Raw genomic sequence first — 16,887 nt, forward strand, 5'->3', positions numbered from 1 at the left:
GGGGGATTGTGAAAATGTCTCAACAACGAATGAAAAGCCATATAAACGCTTTGAGTAAATTCACATCAACACCTGGGAAAGGTGTTACACGCCTTACGTACAGTAAAGAAGATTTGCAAGCAAGAAATTATATCAAGGAAAAAATGAAGGAATATGGTCTAACAGTTTCGGAAGATGGTTTCGGTAATATTTTCGGTAAGCTTGAAGGTCGTTTAAAAGATGCACCAAGTGTTCTGGTTGGTTCCCATTTTGATTCAGTCCCGAATGGAGGGGCATATGACGGTACTGCAGGAGTCGTTGCAGGCTTGGAAGTAGCCGCCCTCTTTTCTGAAAATCAATTAAAACCAAAATATCCTTTAGAAATTATCGCGATGGTCGAAGAAGAAGGATCGAGATTTGGTGGCGGATTGCTGGGGTCACGAGGAATTGTCGGTTCACTTAGTGAGGAAGAGTTTATTCATCTAAAAGATAAAGATGGTATCTCTACGGAAGAAGCGATGGCAAAAATCGGATTGGATTCTACTCTTACTAAAGTGAGAGAGCCAAATACAATGAAAGCATTTTTGGAATTGCATATCGAACAAGGCCCAATTCTAGAAGAAAAGAATATTCCAATTGGTATCGTTGAAGCCATCGTTGGCTTGACTCAATTGGAAGTGACGATAGAAGGGCGAGCAGGTCATGCGGGTACAACTCCAATGGATCGCCGCTCAGACGCTTTAGTCACTACTGCAAAGATCATTTCCCAATTGCCGGACCTTGCAATCGATGAGGGAGAAGGAACGGTCATCACAACAGGTCGCCTAGAAGTATTTCCAAATGGAGCAAATGTCATTCCAGACAAAGTTGTATTCTCTGTGGACATCAGATCTGGTAAAGAAGAAAACGTACGGAACACAATCCAAAAGACGATAGCAATGATTGAGTCTTACAGTGAAACTGGAATCCGAACATCTGTTGAAGAGCTTTTATATATTCAGCCAAAAGAGTTAAATATGGAGATTCGTTCTTTGTTGAAACAAGAGAGTAGTAGACTAGAAATCCCGTATTGCTCGATTAACAGTGGTGCAGGTCATGATGCGATGATTTTTTCTGATCATACAAATGTCGGGATGATTTTCGTGCCAAGTAAAGACGGTCTTAGCCATTGTCCAGAAGAATGGTCGGATGCACGGCATTTGGCGGATGGCGTTCAAATCCTTTTTGAAGCAGCAAAGAACTTAACGGAGGTTGAATAAACATGATTCGTCAAAAAATTAAAGAAGCCATTCAGACATATCGTGAAGAACTAACGGAATTACGTAGAAAACTCCATAGTGAACCTGAGGTATCATGGGAAGAAGAAAACACGACCGCATTCATTTGCGAATATCTAGAAAATCTAGCAATTCCTTATCGAAGAACAGAACCAACCGGTGTCATTGCAAATATAGAAGGGGCCAAAGCTGGTAAAACGGTGGCTTTAAGAGCTGATATGGATGCGTTGCCTGTTGAAGAATTGAATAAAGATCTTCCATATGCTTCTAAGGAAGATGGCAAAATGCATGCTTGTGGTCATGATGCCCATACGGCAATGTTGCTTATTGCAGCGAAAGCTCTAAATGAAAGTAAAGATGAGTTACCTGGAACTGTACGATTAATATTTCAACCTGCCGAAGAAGCGGCTACAGGTGCACGAGAAATGGTGAAACAAGGTGCGATGGAAGGCGTTGATAATGTATTTGGCATTCATATTTGGTCACAGATGCCGACTCATAAAGTTTCATGTACGCCGGGGCCATCATTTGCATCAGCGGATATTGTTAAAGTTACATTTAAAGGAAAAGGCGGACATGGCGCTATGCCGCATGATTGCATTGATGCAGCCATTGTTGCATCTTCCTTCGTCATGAATGTCCAAGCTGTTGTATCAAGAACAATTGACCCGCAAAAACCTGCCGTGCTTACGATCGGAAAGATGGATGTTGGCACACGGTTTAACGTCATTGCCGAAAATGCTGTTATTGAAGGAACTGTCCGTTGTTTTGACAATGAAACGCGTGCTCATATTGAAAAACAAATCCAACAATACGCTGAAAATGTCGCAAACATTTACGGTGCAAGTGCCAAAGTGGAATATATCCATGGAACCCAACCGGTCATTAATGATGAATATAGCGCTAAGTTCGTACAAAAGGTCGCTTCAGAAGCATTCGGTGAGGATGTTTTATATACTGAAAAGCCGACAATGGGTGGCGAAGACTTCAGCTTCTATTTAGACAAAGCCCCTGGCAGTTTCGCTTTAGTGGGCAGTGGGAATCCAAAAAAAGATACGGAATGGGCACATCACCATGGCAAATTCAACATTGACGAAGACGCTCTCGCAACTGGAGCCGAACTATACGCGCAATATGCATGGGCATATTTGAACGAATAATGGAGTAGATAAAGTGAAACTTCAAACAGTGGGGAATTACTGCCCGTTAATGCGGGATAAAAAAGGTGCAAAACCCAAAGAGTTCAGATACTACAACACTTTACGCAGATTAAGTTTAGTGGATCTAACGAGAAAACTGTTTATTTGGAAATTTCATATTTTCACCCTTGACATTCAATAGTAATAGATATAAAGTGAGAATTATCAAATAATTAAATATGTAACTTTCTTATCCAGAGAGGTGGAGGGACTGGCCCTTTGATACCTCAGCAACAGACTTTTAAGTACTGTGCTAATTCCAGAAGCGTAAGGCTTGAAGATAAGAAGAGTAAATAGCCATTGCGCACAAAACTCTTCTTGTATTCAAGAAGGGTTTTTTATTTTTTGTTTACTAGTCAGCAAAAAAATGTTGTTATTACAAATAATAAAAGAGAGAAGGAATTAAACATGACAAAAACAATTACGAAAGTCCCGTTTAAAGCAGATCACGTTGGTAGTTTATTGCGACCAGATAATCTACATAACGCAAGAAAGGCCTTTAAAGAAGGTACAATAACTGCGGAACAATTACGCGAGATTGAAACAAAGGAAATAAAACGGATTGTTGATAAGCAAATTGAGGTTGGGTTGGAATTAGTGACGGATGGTGAGTTTAGACGTACATGGTGGCACTTAGATTTCTTAGAGCATATAAATGGATTTGAAGGCTTTGTACCAGAAAAAGGATACACTTTTGATGGTATAGAAACAGAGAGATATAACGTTAGAAACATCGGGAAAATTTCATTCAATCCTGATCATCCATTCATACAGGACTTTATTGAATTTAACGAAATCGTCGGTGACCGTGCAGTTGCGAAACAAACGATTCCAAGCCCGAACCAATTATTTAATCTTGGGATTCGTGATGAAACGATTTACCCTGACATCGAAGAATATGCCAATGATATTATTAAAGCGTACCAAGATGCATTAAAAGCGTTTTACGAGGTTGGTGTACGATACTTACAACTAGATGATGTATACATTGCTGGTCTTTCCTCACCGGGGATCCCTTTCAATGATGGAAAATATTCAAGAGATTACTTAATCGATTTAGCATTACGCGTAATTAACGGCGTATTGGAAGGAAAACCTGAAGATTTAATCGTGACTACACATTTATGCCGCGGAAACTATCAATCTACTTGGGCATTTGGAGGAAGTTATGATCTTATCGCCCCAACGCTACTTGCAAAAGAAAAAGTAGATGGATTCTTCTTAGAATATGACGATGAACGTTCAGGAGATTTTAAAGCGTTAGAACATATTCCAAATGATGGTGCACAAGTTGTACTAGGAATCGTCACATCTAAAAATGGAGAAGTCGAAGATAAAGAAGCAATCATAGCTCGTATTAAGGAAGCAGCCCAATATGTACCACATGAACAATTGTGCTTAAGCCCACAATGCGGATTTGCTTCCACGCATCATGGCAACAAGCTAACTGAGGAACAACAATGGGAAAAACTAAAATTCATCGTTGATGTGTCAAAAGAGGTTTGGGGATAAGCCCAATTTAAATAAATGAAATGACGGAGCTAAGCTTAGAATTATAAGCTTTGCTCCGTTATTAGTTGTAAAGAAAGCGTAATAAGAGATTGCCCTACTTTGGGATAACTGTCTTTTGATTTTGCCGACGTCTTTGCAACCGGTAAAATTCTACTGACACAGTTGAGAAGTTTCATTAAGTCGTCAATTTTCGGTCTTTTGAATTCATTGGCTTTACACGAGTTACTTCCTTTACTGAAGAATATCTGTTATGAAAAATGGCATTGATTTCTCCACCTATCACAAGAATAAGCCCTGTTACATACAGCCATAGCATAAGAACAATGACACCGCCGAGGCTTCCATATGTAGAGGAATAATTTCCAAAGTTACTTACATAAAAGGAAAAGGCAATAGAAATGATTAGCCAAGTGACAGTGGCAATGATGGCACCGGGAAGTACATGTTTAAATAAGTATTTCTTATTAGGAGCAAATTTGTATAAAAAAGTAAGCACAATTGAAATAACAGCGAAAGCAATAATCCAGCGTAAAAGGTTGAAGATGCTTTTGAATTCGTTTGAAATGGGTACAACTTGATTAGTCATATTTAAAATAACATTACCGAATACCGGAAGTACGAGTATAACGATAAAAGCAACGATCAACGCTAAAGTTAAGGCAATGGAAATTAGTCGAGCTACAATGAAATTTCTTGTTTCTTTAACATCAAAGGCAATATTCATAGCGTGCATGAAGCTGTTCATTCCTTTGGATGCTGACCAAATCGACCCTAAGATTCCTATAGTAAAAAGTCCACCATTTGACTCTGTTACAATTCCGATAATCGTATCGGCTAGCACATCCGTAGTTTCTGATGGTAAGAAATGATTCATAAAATTGATTGCTTGTTGTGGCTCGATATTTAGATAGGGAAGAATTGAAAGCGATAAAATGAGTAATGGGAAGATGGAAAGTAGATAATAATATGCCTGTTCAGCAGCTAACCCTGTTGCCCGATCCTCCTTAACCTCGTTCCTAAGTTCGTTTCCGAACGCTAATAGATGTTTCATTAGACTTCACTCCCGGATTTTTACTGGTTAGAAGTCTATTCCCTACGAAAGATGATCATAATCCTTGATGAGACCAAAATTTTTTGCTCACAAATCGAAAGAAGCCTGAATTTTTGGATTCAAGCGTGATAGATATTAGCAAAAAAAAGAATCCCTTCCAATGGATGAGATTCTTTTTTGCAGTATCTGTTCCGTACTACATGTAGTGGAACAGGAAAGAAACTAGTATTTTAGTTTACTTGATAGCCTTTTGAAGTTTACTTATCAGATGTACAGAACGACCGGTTCCAATTGCGACGGATTCAAGCGGGTTTGGCGCTAGATGAACAGGAACGACAATTTCTTGGCTCAGCCAGTCTTGAATGCCGTTCAGCATAGCACCACCACCGGTAAGGACAACACCTCGGTCGACGATATCACCACTCAACTCTGGTGGACAATCTTCAAGGGTAGCACGAATGGCTTCTAAAATATGAAGAAGGGATTCACGAATCGCTTCTTGGATTTCTTCTGAATGTATGGTTACGGTTTTCGGCAGACCTGAGACAAGGTCTCGACCTCTTATATCCATGGTGAGGTGATCATGCGAAATGAGAGCATGGCCGATTTCTATTTTAATTCGTTCAGCAGTGCGCTCTCCAATAAGAAGATTATATTCTTTTCTAATATGTTGAACAATATCTTCGTCAAACTGATCTCCGCCAATTCGTATGGAGTTGCAGGATACGACGCCACCAAAGGAGATAATCGCCACTTCTGTTGTTCCGCCACCGATATCAACGACGACATTTGCGGTAGGTTCGTCAACGGGCAAGTCCGCTCCAATTGCGGCAGCAACTGTTTCTTCTATTAAATGCACCTGCTTTGCTCCGAAGCTCTTCACCGCATCTTCTATGGCCCTTCGCTCAACTGTCGTAGAACCAGATGGTGTACATACCACAACGATAGGCTTTCTGATTGAAAGTCCAAGCTTCTTCGCTGCTGCTTTCATAATTTGCTTAAGCATTTGTGAAGTAATATCGAAATCTGCAATAACCCCATCTTTCAATGGCCGAATCGCCACTATATTTCCTGGTGTTTTTCCAATCATCTCTTTTGCATCATGACCAACAGCCACCACTTTATTGGTGATTGTATCAATGGCTACAACAGATGGTTCGTTAAAAATAATTCCTTTGTTTTTACTATAAATTAATGTATTGGCTGTCCCTAAATCGATGCCAATTTCTGTATTTGAAAACATCTAGTCACCCCTATTAATTAGAGTTTGACCCCTATATAGCATTTTACATAAAATTTGTAGAATGTGGGGAAAATAATATGTGGTAATTGTTTACATTCGCTAAAATCCTCTGTCGAAAGAGTGAGTATTTCCCGGAAAATACTCGATATTCAACATATCATTCTAGAAAATAAAAAACCATGCCAATTAAAGGGACAATTCTTAAATGGTACCATCAGAAAACTTGCTATCTAGATAAATCGCGTTATTTCGCCCTAAAGTCTGATACATATATTGGCTTAGAAAATTGCAAGCGTGTATTAGGTGAGATTGGGAGCTGAAATCTTTTTACTATGACAAATGTAACGATAACGTATCCAGTAATTCAGTTAAAAGGTAAAATCTGTTTTATTATTTTGTGAATATTGAAAAATATATTTTTTTGATTGAAAAAACTAATTAGCAATCATATTGTTAGTTTTTTTGAAAAAAGTAAAAAGGCACTCATTTTTTTATGTTTTCTACCGATATAAAAGAAAGAGAGTAGAAGAATAAATGAATGGGTGAATATGATGGATAAAACGTCAATAATTGGTGTCATTTTAGGAGTTATTGCAATAGCAGTCGGGATGTATTTAAAAGGTGTGGCCATGTCTTCCTTGGTGAATCCTGCTGCAATCTTAGTTATTTTAGGTGGAACGGCTGCAGCTGTCATTACAGCTTTCCCTTCATCTGAATTAAAGAAACTGCCAAAGCTATTTAAGATTTTATTTACAGAACAAGAGTTGACGAAGCCACAAGAATTAATTCAAACATTTTCCGAGTGGGCAGTCATTGCAAGGAAAGAAGGGTTACTTGCATTAGAAGCGATTGCAGAGCAAGTAGATAATCAATTTTTAAAAAATGGTTTGAATCTTGCTGTTGAAGGTCAAAGTGCTGATTATATTCGTGACGTATTGTCTGAAGAAATCGATGCAATGGAAGAACGTCACATTGGCGGAGCGGCCATTTTCACACAAGCAGGTACATATGCGCCTACTCTAGGAGTATTAGGAGCGGTATTGGGGCTAATCGCGGCACTTGGAAATATGGACAATACGGACGAACTTGGGCATGCCATTTCAGCAGCATTTGTGGCGACCTTGCTCGGAATCTTCACAGGGTACCTGCTGTGGCATCCATTTGCCAATAAGCTGAAACGAAAATCACTGGCAGAAGTACGGATTAAAGAAATGATGATTGAAGGCATTCTATCGATTATTGAAGGAGAAGCGCCACGAACGATCGAACAGAAGCTGACTTCCTATTTGACGGCTGAGGAACGGAGAAAATGGCTGGAAGGCGTGAAGCAAGATGGCTAGGAAGAGAAGGAAAAATCGTAAGGAAGAACATGTGGATGAATCATGGCTTGTTCCTTATGCGGATATTATGACCTTGCTTTTGGCATTATTCATCGTGCTATTTTCTTCGAGTTCGGTGGATGCGAATAAATTCCAACAGCTTTCAGGCGTGTTCAATCAAATCTTCACCGGAGGAGCAGGAGTCATGGATTATCCATCTCCTGTTCCGGGCTCACCAGACAAGAAAGACCCTTCAGCAGATGGTAATGGAGAGAATGAGCAAGGCAATCTTGGTCAAGTCGAACAAAAGGAGCTCTCAGAAATCCAAGAAAAAGTAAATGTATTTATCAGGAACAATCAATTAAATGACAAATTAGGCACCTCATTAACGAGCGGTGGCTTGCTCCTTACAATTCGGGATAATGTCTTATTCGATTCGGGAAGTGCCGAGATAAGAACGGAAAATCAGGGGATTGGGCGGGAGATTTCTGAATTGCTCGTCATGGATCCGCCCCGCAGTATCGTAATCAGCGGACATACCGATAATGTACCGATTCAAAATGCTAGATATGATTCTAACTGGGATTTAAGTGTGATGCGTTCAGTGAACTTTATGAAAATCTTACTTGAAAATAATGGCCTAAACCCAAAATGGTTTAGTGCTAAAGGATATGGGGAGTTCATGCCAATCGCTTCTAATGAATCAGTAGCTGGACGGGCGAAGAATCGGCGTGTGGAAATTCTTATTGTGCCACGGAACACTGTAAAGGAATGAGAAAAACGAACTTGGTTACTTTGAATGGCATTTTTAGATACTTGCTGTTTAATAGAAGCCAGGTTTTTCATTTTTACTATCAAGATACTGTTTAAACGAAGAGGCTGCTTACTAGAAACGGTGTATCGTTTGTAAAATCAGACCTGTATGAGATATACTTTTTGTCTTGGAAGAATCATGCATTGTTGTTCATATCTCAGCTTTTTTGCAGTAGAATAGAGATAAAGTGAAACTTCAATCAGTGGGGGCTTCATCCCCACTGATTGTTAGTTGAACCAATCGGGCTTTTATGGGCAGTTATCCCCCAGCTTATGCTTCCTCGGTTCCTCTAAGCCCTGAGGTGGGGGTTTTACTGCCCGTTAAAGCGGGATAAACGTTATTTTAAAAGGAAGTGTCCAGAGTGATTGTATTGAAATCAGAACGAGAAATTCAGGCGATGCATGAGTCAGGAAAGATTCTGGCCGCATGTCACCTTGAAATTGCCAAGCTCATCAAGCCAGGTGTAACGACTTGGGAAATAGAAGAATTCGTTGAGGGCTTTTTAAAAAAGCATGGAGCAAAACCGGAGCAGAAGGGCTATAAAGGGTACCAATATGCCACTTGCGCAAGTATAAATGAAGAAATCTGCCATGGATACCCTCGGAAAACACCATTGAAAGATGGAGATATTGTTACCATTGACATGGTTGTTAATTACAATGGAGCGCTTTCTGACTCAGCGTGGACCTACAAAGTAGGAAACGTATCCAAGGTGACAGAACGCCTCCTTGAAGTAACCAAAGAATCCTTATATCGGGCGATTGAAGTATGTGTACCAGGCAACCGGATTGGAGATATTGGTCACGCGATTCAGTCCTATGTGGAGGGTGAAGGCTTCTCAGTTGTCCGTGATTTCATCGGTCATGGAATTGGGAATGTCATTCACGAAAGCCCTGAAGTCCCGCATTACGGATTGCCGCATAAAGGACCGCGCTTAAAGGAAGGTATGGTATTCACGATCGAACCGATGGTAAATGTCGGTACATATAAATCAGTACGTGATCCAAATGGCTGGACAGCATCAACTGCTGATGGGGAATATTCCGCACAGTACGAGCATACTATTGCGATTACGAAGGATGGCGCATTGATCTTGACAAAGCAATAAATAGATGGAAAGCCGGCTCATTTTGTGTGAGCCGGCTTTTTTTCGAAGCTATGTTAAACAGTATTGTTGATTTTGAATCAAATTTCATGGGGAACTGTAGGTATATGGTTCCCCATACATCTTCAACTAAAGTTCCTCGTTAGCTGAATAAACGATTTGTATAATCAAACTTTATAGGTTCCATTAAAAAATAAAATCAAGTCGCCAATTGTACCAACACAAAAAAATATAAAATAATAACTTGCAATGGTGATTTCCTTGTTAAACAGCTCTTTGAATGCCTGAATAAACAACTTATTAAACTTAAACCAATTTAATATCCAACCGATTAAAAGAAAACTTACAATCATCATTTCTTTTTTTACCCTCCTCTTTCAAGTGAAATATAAAAACCCCAAAAGCAATTCGCGCTTTTGGGGCAACCTAGGTTTAGTTGCGTAATTTTCCTAGTTCTTCAACAATGGCTTGCATTTCACTTGGGCTGAATTTGGATTTGCGCATCACCATTTCGTAAATGTCTCGGAGTTCCTCATACATTTCTGCATTGAAATGTGTGGATTTTACAGCTCCGATATTCATCATTCTCAACTTTTCTTTTATCTTTTCAACCATGTAATCAGCTGTTTCTGCTGTGTTGTGTGACACATCCATGATATCATTCCTTTCGTTCCATTCATTTAGTTAATCTTGTCATTATTGTGATGATAAGTCAATGAAAAGTACAGGTGTTTCAATGGATGGAAATGCTTGTTAATGGAAAAAATAACGAGAGATTTTTTACAAATAATTACGAATTGGTATATGATGGGATAAAAGGATAAAATAAAGAATTACATACACACATATATAAAATATGAGGGGAGAGAAAAATTATGAATGAAAAATATGGGGTGAAAAAAAGTATCTTCTTGAAGTCGATTTTAATCGGAGCGGCAGCTGGAGCAGTGATCAGTTTATTTGATAAAACAACGAGAACCTCAGTGATCAGTTCTGGAAAAGGATGCATTCAAGAAATGAAGACCTTTGTGAAGAATCCGAGCTTAAGCCTAACAAAAGTATGTGATACAACAGAACAAATTCGAATGACCATTGAAAAAATCACGGATGATGCTGTGTACATTTCACAAAAGGTGGAAGAATTGAAAGAAATCCCGCCTCAATTGGCACATGCAGTCATTGAAACGAAAGACGCGATTACGGCTGAAATTAAGAACAATAGGAATGAAGAACCTGACGATTTGAAGCTGCATACTGTGTGATATTTTTAAAAAAATCATAACGAAGGCGGATAAGATATATTATTGGGCCAAGTAACCGAGTTTGGGGTGGCAAAATGAAGGGAATTGCGTATGTTAAAAAGATGATCAAAAGGATGGATCAGGATGATGTAGGAGGACTGGCTGCACAGCTGGCTTATTTTTTCTTGCTTTCCCTCTTTCCTCTACTACTCGTTCTCATTAGCTTATTGCCGTATCTCCCTATTTCCGAAGCGGATTTATTAATGCTATTTCGTAACTTTGCCCCAGCTAGCTCAATGGCACTTATTGAGGAAAATATAAATCAAGTGATGCAAGCCAATACGAAACTGTTATCGTTTGGAATCATTGCGACCATTTGGTCAGCTTCAAATGGGTTAAATGCCATCGTTCGTGCATTTAACCGAGCTTACAATGTCGAAGAAACGAGAAACTTTTTTGTAGCCAGAGGGATGTCAATCCTCCTTACATTGGCTATGATATTTGTCTTTGTGATTGCTCTCGTATTACCAGTATTCGGCAGGCAACTTGGTGTGTTTTTATTTTCTTCATTCGGATTATCAGATGAGTTTCTGCACATCTGGAATGCATTGCGCTGGCTTGTCAGCGGAGTTGTGCTTGTCATTGTGTTTATTATGTTGTATTGGCTTGCGCCGAATAAAAAGCAGAAATGCCTACATGTTGTCCCAGGGGCCTTTTTTGCAACAGCGGGTTGGATTATCGTGTCACTTGCGTTTTCCTATTATGTGGATCATTTCGGAGGGTATACGACTACATATGGAAGTCTTGGTGGCATCATCGTACTCATGATTTGGTTTTATCTGACCGGTATCATCATTATCATCGGTGGTGAAATCAATGCTCTATCAAGTGAACGGAAACATCCAACATGTTAATAACATTCCGAAAATTACCTTCATGAAGCGGCTGAATGAGGCCATACTACAACTGAAGCAGTTATTGGCTTCAGTAAAACAGAGCAGGGGGCGTTTGTGTGCCAAAAGGTCAGCAAAAAGACGGTAGTACGAAGCAAAAAGGAAAAAATAAACCGAAGCAAAAAACATCCGGTTCTGCAAATGGGCAAAATGGGTATCATTAGTTAACAAAAAAGGCTTGGACACCGTGTCCGAGCCTTTTCGTGTGGGGGAGTATTCATTGCGGTATCATAGATCCACATGATTCATTACCCCTCTTGTTCTCATAAAAACCAATATGGCGTTAAAACGCCACCATTTACCATGAAGGATTAATCCTGTAGCACGCTACACTCACTTAATCACAATAGTGGCCGTGCGAAGCCCTGTCCCCATGTCCTTCATATAAAAGCAAACTAAAAGAAAATGATCAATAGCATAACGCTTAATGCAAACAAAAATCCGTCATCAACATACTAAAACAAGCCTACTAATAAACGGCCCAGTAATATGGCTAAGGCTTACGAATATCCCGCATTAATTGTTTAATGAGCTAATAGAATGGGAAAAGCGGGAGATAGTATAGAGGAATGGGGGGAATGATATGGTTAATAAAATATTTTTCGTAGCTTTAGTTGCCGGTGTCCCGCTGTCGATTATCGGCTCCATTCTGCACTGGTCAACGATTTTAATGTTCGTAGTATACTGTCTGACAATTATTGCACTTGCAAGCTTTATGGGCCGAGCGACAGAGAGTCTTGCGATTGTAATGGGACCGAGAATCGGCGGTTTATTGAATGCAACATTTGGCAACGCCGTTGAATTAATTATCTCCATCTTTTCTTTGAAAGCTGGATTGCTTGGAGTTGTACTTGCATCATTGACGGGTTCCGTACTAGGAAATTTATTATTGGTCGCAGGTCTTTCCTTTTTTGTAGGTGGAACGAAATACAAGCGACAAACATTCAATGTATTTGATGCAAGGCATAATGCTGGGTTGTTAATTTTTGCCATAGGATTGGCCTTTGTGATTCCAGAAGTGTTTACACAAAATATGAGTGAGAGCCGGACGATGTCATTAAGTGTAGGGATTTCTATTATATTAATCATTCTGTATCTTGCTGCGCTGTTCTTTAAACTTGTCACACATCGAGGCGTATACCAGCCTACTGAAAAAACAAAACAGATCGAACATGAAGAGGAAGTACCAGAATGGAGTAAGAAAAAGGCGATTGCGGTGCTTTTTGGGGCAACACTCGTGGTGGCCTATGTTTCTGAAAAATTGGTTCATACGTTCAGTGTTGTCGGCGAAACATTCGGCTGGTCAGAGCTATTTATCGGAGTTATTATCGTCGCAATCGTTGGGAATGCGGCAGAGCATGCATCAGCTGTTCTTATGGCATATAAAAATAAAATGGATGTGGCGGTAGAAATCGCTGTTGGATCAACGTTGCAAGTCGCTATGTTCGTAGCGCCTGTACTAGTCCTCATTTCATTATTTTTCCCGATTTCTATGCCACTGATCTTCACTTTGCCTGAGTTAATTGCCATGGTAACAGCGGTGTTATTAATCATCATGATTTCAAACGATGGGGAGTCAAACTGGTTTGAAGGCCTTACTCTAATGGCGGCATATGTAATTATGGGAATAGGATTTTACTTATTATAAGTAACAAAAAAATGGCTCACCTCATCTTGATTAGGAGAGCCATTTTTATTCAATTACGTTTTGTAAGTACATATAATCATCCAAAATTATCTTCACGCAACCTTATGTGACATGGAACCAATAATTCTAGAAGTAGCCACCATCCTTTATGTTTCGTTTTAGTTAAATAATCGTGTAATAAAGTAAAGGTTATGGAATCGTCTCTATAAGCATTCCTCCTTGACGTAATGTTGACTAAACGATTTCCCCTCCTTTATTTGAATGTAAGCTTATTATATACCATATAAATAAAAATGTAAATATTCAGAATTTTACAATTGTGTTACAAAACAACAAAATCTCAATCTTTTTTACAAAATCTTAATAGTACTAAAAAGCTATCTTCACCTAATCACAATGGTGGCGATGCGGACCTGGGTCTTGAGGTACTTCCTTAAAGGGGAAGTGTATCTGCAAAGTAGATTGTCTATATTAATAAATCACGAAGCCCTGTCCCCCTAATCTCCATAAAAAACACAAATCTTTTATTCATCGCTTGCATATAAACGCTATGTCTGACAAACGATAGTAACAAAACCTTTTTTAAAGGAGTGCGTCATGATGAAGCGACTTAGAGTATGGATGGTTATTGGTGGTTTACTGATAGGGTTTCCTTATTTTTCAGACGAAGCTTTTGCTACACAAAAGGAGAATACGCCTGTAGAGAAGAAGGGAAATGCTCCAATATCAAAGGAGAAAGTACCCCAAGCAAGTAAAACTGTCATTCCTCCATCTGTTTTAAATATTGCAAAGGAAAACACGTATCCGAATTCGACTCAGGACTTACCTTATCTTCAACCTAGTGAATTCGCTCAATCCTTAATTGATACATCAAAAATAAAAATTGAGAATCCCCAACTCATTCATATGCTGAATGAATCAGCTGTTGGCAAAGCACCGTTTTCATTTGGGTACAGAGCGACGATTTATTTAGGGCATTGGGCATTGAATTATCAATCAAGTGAAACAGCGCCTAATTGGGAATATCAAAAAATTAACACGAATTTCTTTGATAACCGTGCCAATTTGACACCACATCCCATTCATTATGTTCAAGAGATGCAGAAGGTCGTACGCGGTGGCTTAACTGCCAAAATTCCATCTTCACCAGACGTGCAAAAAATGATGCTGATTAAAGCGGCTGAAAAAACCCATTTACCGTTAGCGTTTGAAACGATTATTGGCGGAGCAACAAAGAAAGATCAAGTCTATAATATACCGGCAAAACGACTGGGCTACCTGAATGCATATGCCTCAGCCATTAATGAAAAAGGAAAAGTCACGTATGGTGAGGTGTATGTGATTTTAAAAGGAAGCAAGCGATCCTTACTAATCAAAAATATTACCTCCCAAGGAATTGGTGCGTGGATTCCGGTTCAAGATCATCTTTCCTTCAACTTTATGGCTAGTGAACAACCAAGATAATGTGGCTGATCTAACCTAAATCAAAAGAAAGTGTCCGACGAAAGGACCTGCCCCCACTACTTATATATCGTTTAAATGACGTGTGAATGACATCATAAACGAAGGAATAGTGTGAGGTCAGGCCCTGTAGGACACGCTCTTATTCTTAGATGGTAGACTTTCTTGTTTGAAAGTCTAGTTTGGGATAATAAGCGTTTTTAACGAGTACGTTTGGACCCAAGCACTTAACTGCTGGACAATGACAGTTCAATTCTCCAGCAAGCTTGGAGTTCATCCATGTTTCATACGATTGTGACAGCGGCTGATCGATAATATTGCCGAGTGATGGAGCATCGCCAAAGTCTGTGACAATTACATCCCCCGTAAAGATATTCACGTTCAAGCGAGAGCGACCATCTGGATCATTTCGGACCGTGACTTTCTTCGTGTCATATAAGCGTTTCAAAAGTTTTACATCTTCCTCGTTACTGCTACATGAATAAAAAGGAAGGGTGCCAAACAACATCCAGACATCCTTATTCCGAAAATCGAGCAGTTGGTGAATCGCTTCACGCATTTGATCAAGCGTCAATGTCTCTAGTGCAGAAGCGAAATCGCTAGGATACATCGGATGGATTTCATGTCGCTGGCAGCCCATATCCTGAACAATTTGCTTATGAATATGCTCTAGATGAGGAAGAGTCCGTTTATTCAGCATCGTTTCCGCGGAAACTAAGACGCCAGCCTTCGTCAAGGCCTGTGAATTTAGAATGATATTATCAAATAGCTTCGCACGCTGCTCGCGAGTTGGCTTTCTGTCCATCATTGCGAACCCAGTATCAATGAATTCATCGATCGTTCCCCAGTTATGCGAAATATGTAACACATCAAGGTAAGGAATGATTTCTTCGTAACGAGCAAGGTCAAGGGTTAAATTCGAATTCATTTGCGTTCGTACACCGCGTTCATGTGCATATTTTAACAGTGGAAGCACGTGATTTTTCACTGACTTTCTGGAAAGCATCGGTTCGCCGCCAGTAATGCTAAGTGAGCGTAATGTTGGTATTTCGTCAAGACGACGAAGAATGAGGTCCAGTGGAAGGGCGTTCGGATCTTTCGGCTGAAGCGTATAGCCAACAGCACAATGTTCACATCGCATATTGCATAGTGTCGTTGTCGTGAACTCGATATTGGTGAGCGTCATTTTTCCATATTGTTCAACGTCCATATATGCTTCCCATGGATCATAGGCAGGTGAAATCGGTTGTATTGCTGGAATATTGGTTAAACTGGTCATTATGAAAACTCCTTCAGTAAGATTACATTCCTATTATGGGCAATCAAGAAATAATGTCAATGGCACAAATCATGTTCATATTGCACTTTCATAATATGTTCGATACGATATAGAAGGCGAAAGGAGCGTGCATCATGGGAAAGCAAATAACCGATAAAGACGATCAATTAGTGTATTTGAAAGGGCGTCTAACGATGTTTATTGAGGTCTTAGAAAACATTGATCCAGAACATACTGAGCTTGAAGACATTGATCGCTTAATCAGTATGATTGACGAACTTGAAATGAAAATTGAACAATTCAAACGCTAATATATATGATACACAAATCCTGAATATATCAGAAGAACCGGCTGTAAGGTATTTTGCTGGTCTTTTCCTCTTTTTGCAACACGAAAAAAGGGTCAGACCCCACATACTATAAATCGTTTAAGACGTAAACAAAACACATTAAACGGTTTATAGAGGGTGAGGTCTGACCCTTAAGTGTATTAACCTACATTTACAGTTCCACGTACTGCTGCTTTTCTTCGTAAGAAATCTAAAGATGGTCCGATGGCAGTAGCAAGCGTCACGCTCAATGCATAATAACTAGTACCTTCCCTGCGTCGTTCATTCGGAATCACACTTGCGACAATGGTTCCTGTCGCAGTTGAAGCCGGTCCAAACGCAGCACCGTGTAAGAAGCGAAAACGAACAACTTATTGAAATTGTCAAGTAAGGTAGAAAGGCTACTGATCATATAGGAATAAAGAAGGCGGTTGTTGGCTGATATACTTACGAATCGGCCGATATAATATAGAAGAC

General features: G+C 39.6%; 16 protein-coding genes, 1 pseudogene and 1 riboswitch. Of the genes and pseudogenes, 11 read left to right on the top strand and 6 right to left on the bottom strand.

The features are described from left to right. Positions 1–8 precede the first annotated feature (8 nt). The 3 genes from AC1MGI_RS08070 (at position 9) to AC1MGI_RS08080 (ending at position 3,967) form a co-directional block, all read left to right on the top strand. Positions 9–1,238 carry an allantoate amidohydrolase gene (locus tag AC1MGI_RS08070; RefSeq protein WP_480349243.1) on the top strand — a complete coding sequence of 410 codons (1,230 nt, stop codon included), beginning with the start codon at positions 9–11 and terminating at the stop codon, positions 1,236–1,238. Positions 1,239–1,243: 5 nt separating this feature from the next. Next, positions 1,244–2,416, top strand: coding sequence for a M20 family metallopeptidase (locus tag AC1MGI_RS08075; RefSeq protein ID WP_480349738.1), 1,173 nt, complete (start codon positions 1,244–1,246; stop codon positions 2,414–2,416). 226 nt (positions 2,417–2,642) lie between these two features. Beyond that, positions 2,643–2,742, top strand: a riboswitch (SAM riboswitch). Positions 2,743–2,863: 121 nt separating this feature from the next. Continuing rightward, positions 2,864–3,967 carry a 5-methyltetrahydropteroyltriglutamate--homocysteine S-methyltransferase gene (locus tag AC1MGI_RS08080; RefSeq protein ID WP_480349244.1) on the top strand — a complete coding sequence of 368 codons (1,104 nt, stop codon included), beginning with the start codon at positions 2,864–2,866 and terminating at the stop codon, positions 3,965–3,967. Between the two features lie 175 nt (positions 3,968–4,142). Here the strand turns inward: AC1MGI_RS08080 and AC1MGI_RS08085 are convergent, their stop codons facing one another. Further along, positions 4,143–5,018 carry a YihY/virulence factor BrkB family protein gene (locus tag AC1MGI_RS08085; RefSeq protein ID WP_480349245.1) on the bottom strand — a complete coding sequence of 292 codons (876 nt, stop codon included), beginning with the start codon at positions 5,016–5,018 and terminating at the stop codon, positions 4,143–4,145. 235 nt (positions 5,019–5,253) lie between these two features. After that, positions 5,254–6,261: a rod-share determining protein MreBH gene (gene mreBH, locus AC1MGI_RS08090; RefSeq protein ID WP_480349246.1), complete on the bottom strand. Its 1,008-nt coding sequence runs from the start codon at positions 6,259–6,261 to the stop codon at positions 5,254–5,256. 551 nt (positions 6,262–6,812) lie between these two features. Between mreBH and motA the strand changes: the two genes are divergently transcribed. The 3 genes from motA (at position 6,813) to map (ending at position 9,502) form a co-directional block, all read left to right on the top strand. After that, positions 6,813–7,601 (top strand): flagellar motor stator protein MotA, encoded by a 789-nt coding sequence (gene motA, locus AC1MGI_RS08095; protein ID WP_480349739.1) that lies wholly within the window; start codon positions 6,813–6,815, stop codon positions 7,599–7,601. Beyond that, the gene (gene motB, locus AC1MGI_RS08100) at positions 7,594–8,355 is read left to right on the top strand and encodes a flagellar motor protein MotB (RefSeq protein ID WP_480349247.1); all 762 of its coding nucleotides are present in this window, start codon (positions 7,594–7,596) and stop codon (positions 8,353–8,355) included. Before motA ends, motB begins: the two co-directional genes overlap by 8 nt. Positions 8,356–8,755: 400 nt before the next feature. Then, on the top strand, positions 8,756–9,502 hold the full coding sequence (map, locus tag AC1MGI_RS08105; RefSeq protein WP_480349248.1) for a type I methionyl aminopeptidase: 747 nt from the start codon (positions 8,756–8,758) through the stop codon (positions 9,500–9,502). A gap of 164 nt (positions 9,503–9,666) precedes the next feature. Here map and AC1MGI_RS08110 read toward each other — a convergent pair whose 3' ends face one another. After that, positions 9,667–9,855, bottom strand: coding sequence for a hypothetical protein (locus AC1MGI_RS08110; RefSeq protein ID WP_049679933.1), 189 nt, complete (start codon positions 9,853–9,855; stop codon positions 9,667–9,669). A 76-nt stretch (positions 9,856–9,931) separates the two neighbouring features. Further along, on the bottom strand, positions 9,932–10,153 hold the full coding sequence (locus tag AC1MGI_RS08115) for a DUF1128 domain-containing protein (RefSeq protein ID WP_062184266.1): 222 nt from the start codon (positions 10,151–10,153) through the stop codon (positions 9,932–9,934). Between the two features lie 221 nt (positions 10,154–10,374). Here AC1MGI_RS08115 and AC1MGI_RS08120 point away from each other — a divergent pair, with 221 nt between their 5' ends. The 4 genes from AC1MGI_RS08120 to AC1MGI_RS08135 all read left to right on the top strand — a co-directional run bounded on the left by AC1MGI_RS08120 (position 10,375) and on the right by AC1MGI_RS08135 (position 14,805). Continuing rightward, positions 10,375–10,761, top strand: a complete 387-nt coding sequence (locus AC1MGI_RS08120; protein ID WP_480349249.1) for a YtxH domain-containing protein — start codon at positions 10,375–10,377, stop codon at positions 10,759–10,761. Positions 10,762–10,835: 74 nt separating this feature from the next. Then, positions 10,836–11,654 (top strand): YihY/virulence factor BrkB family protein, encoded by an 819-nt coding sequence (locus tag AC1MGI_RS08125; RefSeq protein ID WP_480349250.1) that lies wholly within the window; start codon positions 10,836–10,838, stop codon positions 11,652–11,654. A 622-nt stretch (positions 11,655–12,276) separates the two neighbouring features. Next, a complete protein-coding gene (gene cax / locus AC1MGI_RS08130; protein WP_480349251.1) occupies positions 12,277–13,341 on the top strand; it encodes a calcium/proton exchanger in 1,065 nt (354 codons plus the stop codon). A gap of 600 nt (positions 13,342–13,941) precedes the next feature. Beyond that, positions 13,942–14,805: a YfkD family protein gene (locus AC1MGI_RS08135; protein WP_480349740.1), complete on the top strand. Its 864-nt coding sequence runs from the start codon at positions 13,942–13,944 to the stop codon at positions 14,803–14,805. Positions 14,806–14,950: 145 nt separating this feature from the next. On the opposite strand, the gene yfkAB is transcribed toward AC1MGI_RS08135, so the two are convergent. Beyond that, complete coding sequence (yfkAB, locus tag AC1MGI_RS08140) at positions 14,951–16,081, bottom strand: radical SAM/CxCxxxxC motif protein YfkAB (RefSeq protein WP_480349252.1); 1,131 nt, start codon at positions 16,079–16,081, stop codon at positions 14,951–14,953. A gap of 134 nt (positions 16,082–16,215) precedes the next feature. Between yfkAB and AC1MGI_RS08145 the strand changes: the two genes are divergently transcribed. Continuing rightward, a complete protein-coding gene (locus AC1MGI_RS08145; protein ID WP_172796878.1) occupies positions 16,216–16,392 on the top strand; it encodes an SE1561 family protein in 177 nt (58 codons plus the stop codon). Between the two features lie 236 nt (positions 16,393–16,628). On the opposite strand, the pseudogene AC1MGI_RS08150 reads toward AC1MGI_RS08145, so the two are convergent. After that, positions 16,629–16,769 (bottom strand): annotated as a pseudogene (locus tag AC1MGI_RS08150) (MFS transporter); the annotation flags it as partial. Between the last annotated feature and the right edge of the window lie 118 nt (positions 16,770–16,887).

This window comes from Peribacillus sp. BM1 (assembly GCF_056679975.1).

Excerpts from the sequence above, each read along its gene's own strand:
- cax (WP_480349251.1), top strand. The coding sequence starts at position 12,277 with ATGGTTAATAAAATATTTTTCGTAGCTTTAGTTGCCGGTGTCCCGCTG.
- AC1MGI_RS08135 (WP_480349740.1), top strand. The coding sequence starts at position 13,942 with ATGAAGCGACTTAGAGTATGGATGGTTATTGGTGGTTTACTGATAGGG.
- AC1MGI_RS08115 (WP_062184266.1), bottom strand. The coding sequence starts at position 10,153 with ATGGATGTGTCACACAACACAGCAGAAACAGCTGATTACATGGTTGAA.
- AC1MGI_RS08125 (WP_480349250.1), top strand. The coding sequence starts at position 10,836 with ATGAAGGGAATTGCGTATGTTAAAAAGATGATCAAAAGGATGGATCAG.
- mreBH (WP_480349246.1), bottom strand. The coding sequence starts at position 6,261 with ATGTTTTCAAATACAGAAATTGGCATCGATTTAGGGACAGCCAATACA.
- AC1MGI_RS08120 (WP_480349249.1), top strand. The coding sequence starts at position 10,375 with ATGAATGAAAAATATGGGGTGAAAAAAAGTATCTTCTTGAAGTCGATT.
- AC1MGI_RS08110 (WP_049679933.1), bottom strand. The coding sequence starts at position 9,855 with ATGATGATTGTAAGTTTTCTTTTAATCGGTTGGATATTAAATTGGTTT.
- AC1MGI_RS08080 (WP_480349244.1), top strand. The coding sequence starts at position 2,864 with ATGACAAAAACAATTACGAAAGTCCCGTTTAAAGCAGATCACGTTGGT.
- AC1MGI_RS08145 (WP_172796878.1), top strand. The coding sequence starts at position 16,216 with ATGGGAAAGCAAATAACCGATAAAGACGATCAATTAGTGTATTTGAAA.
- yfkAB (WP_480349252.1), bottom strand. The coding sequence starts at position 16,081 with ATGACCAGTTTAACCAATATTCCAGCAATACAACCGATTTCACCTGCC.
- motB (WP_480349247.1), top strand. The coding sequence starts at position 7,594 with ATGGCTAGGAAGAGAAGGAAAAATCGTAAGGAAGAACATGTGGATGAA.
- motA (WP_480349739.1), top strand. The coding sequence starts at position 6,813 with ATGGATAAAACGTCAATAATTGGTGTCATTTTAGGAGTTATTGCAATA.
- AC1MGI_RS08085 (WP_480349245.1), bottom strand. The coding sequence starts at position 5,018 with ATGAAACATCTATTAGCGTTCGGAAACGAACTTAGGAACGAGGTTAAG.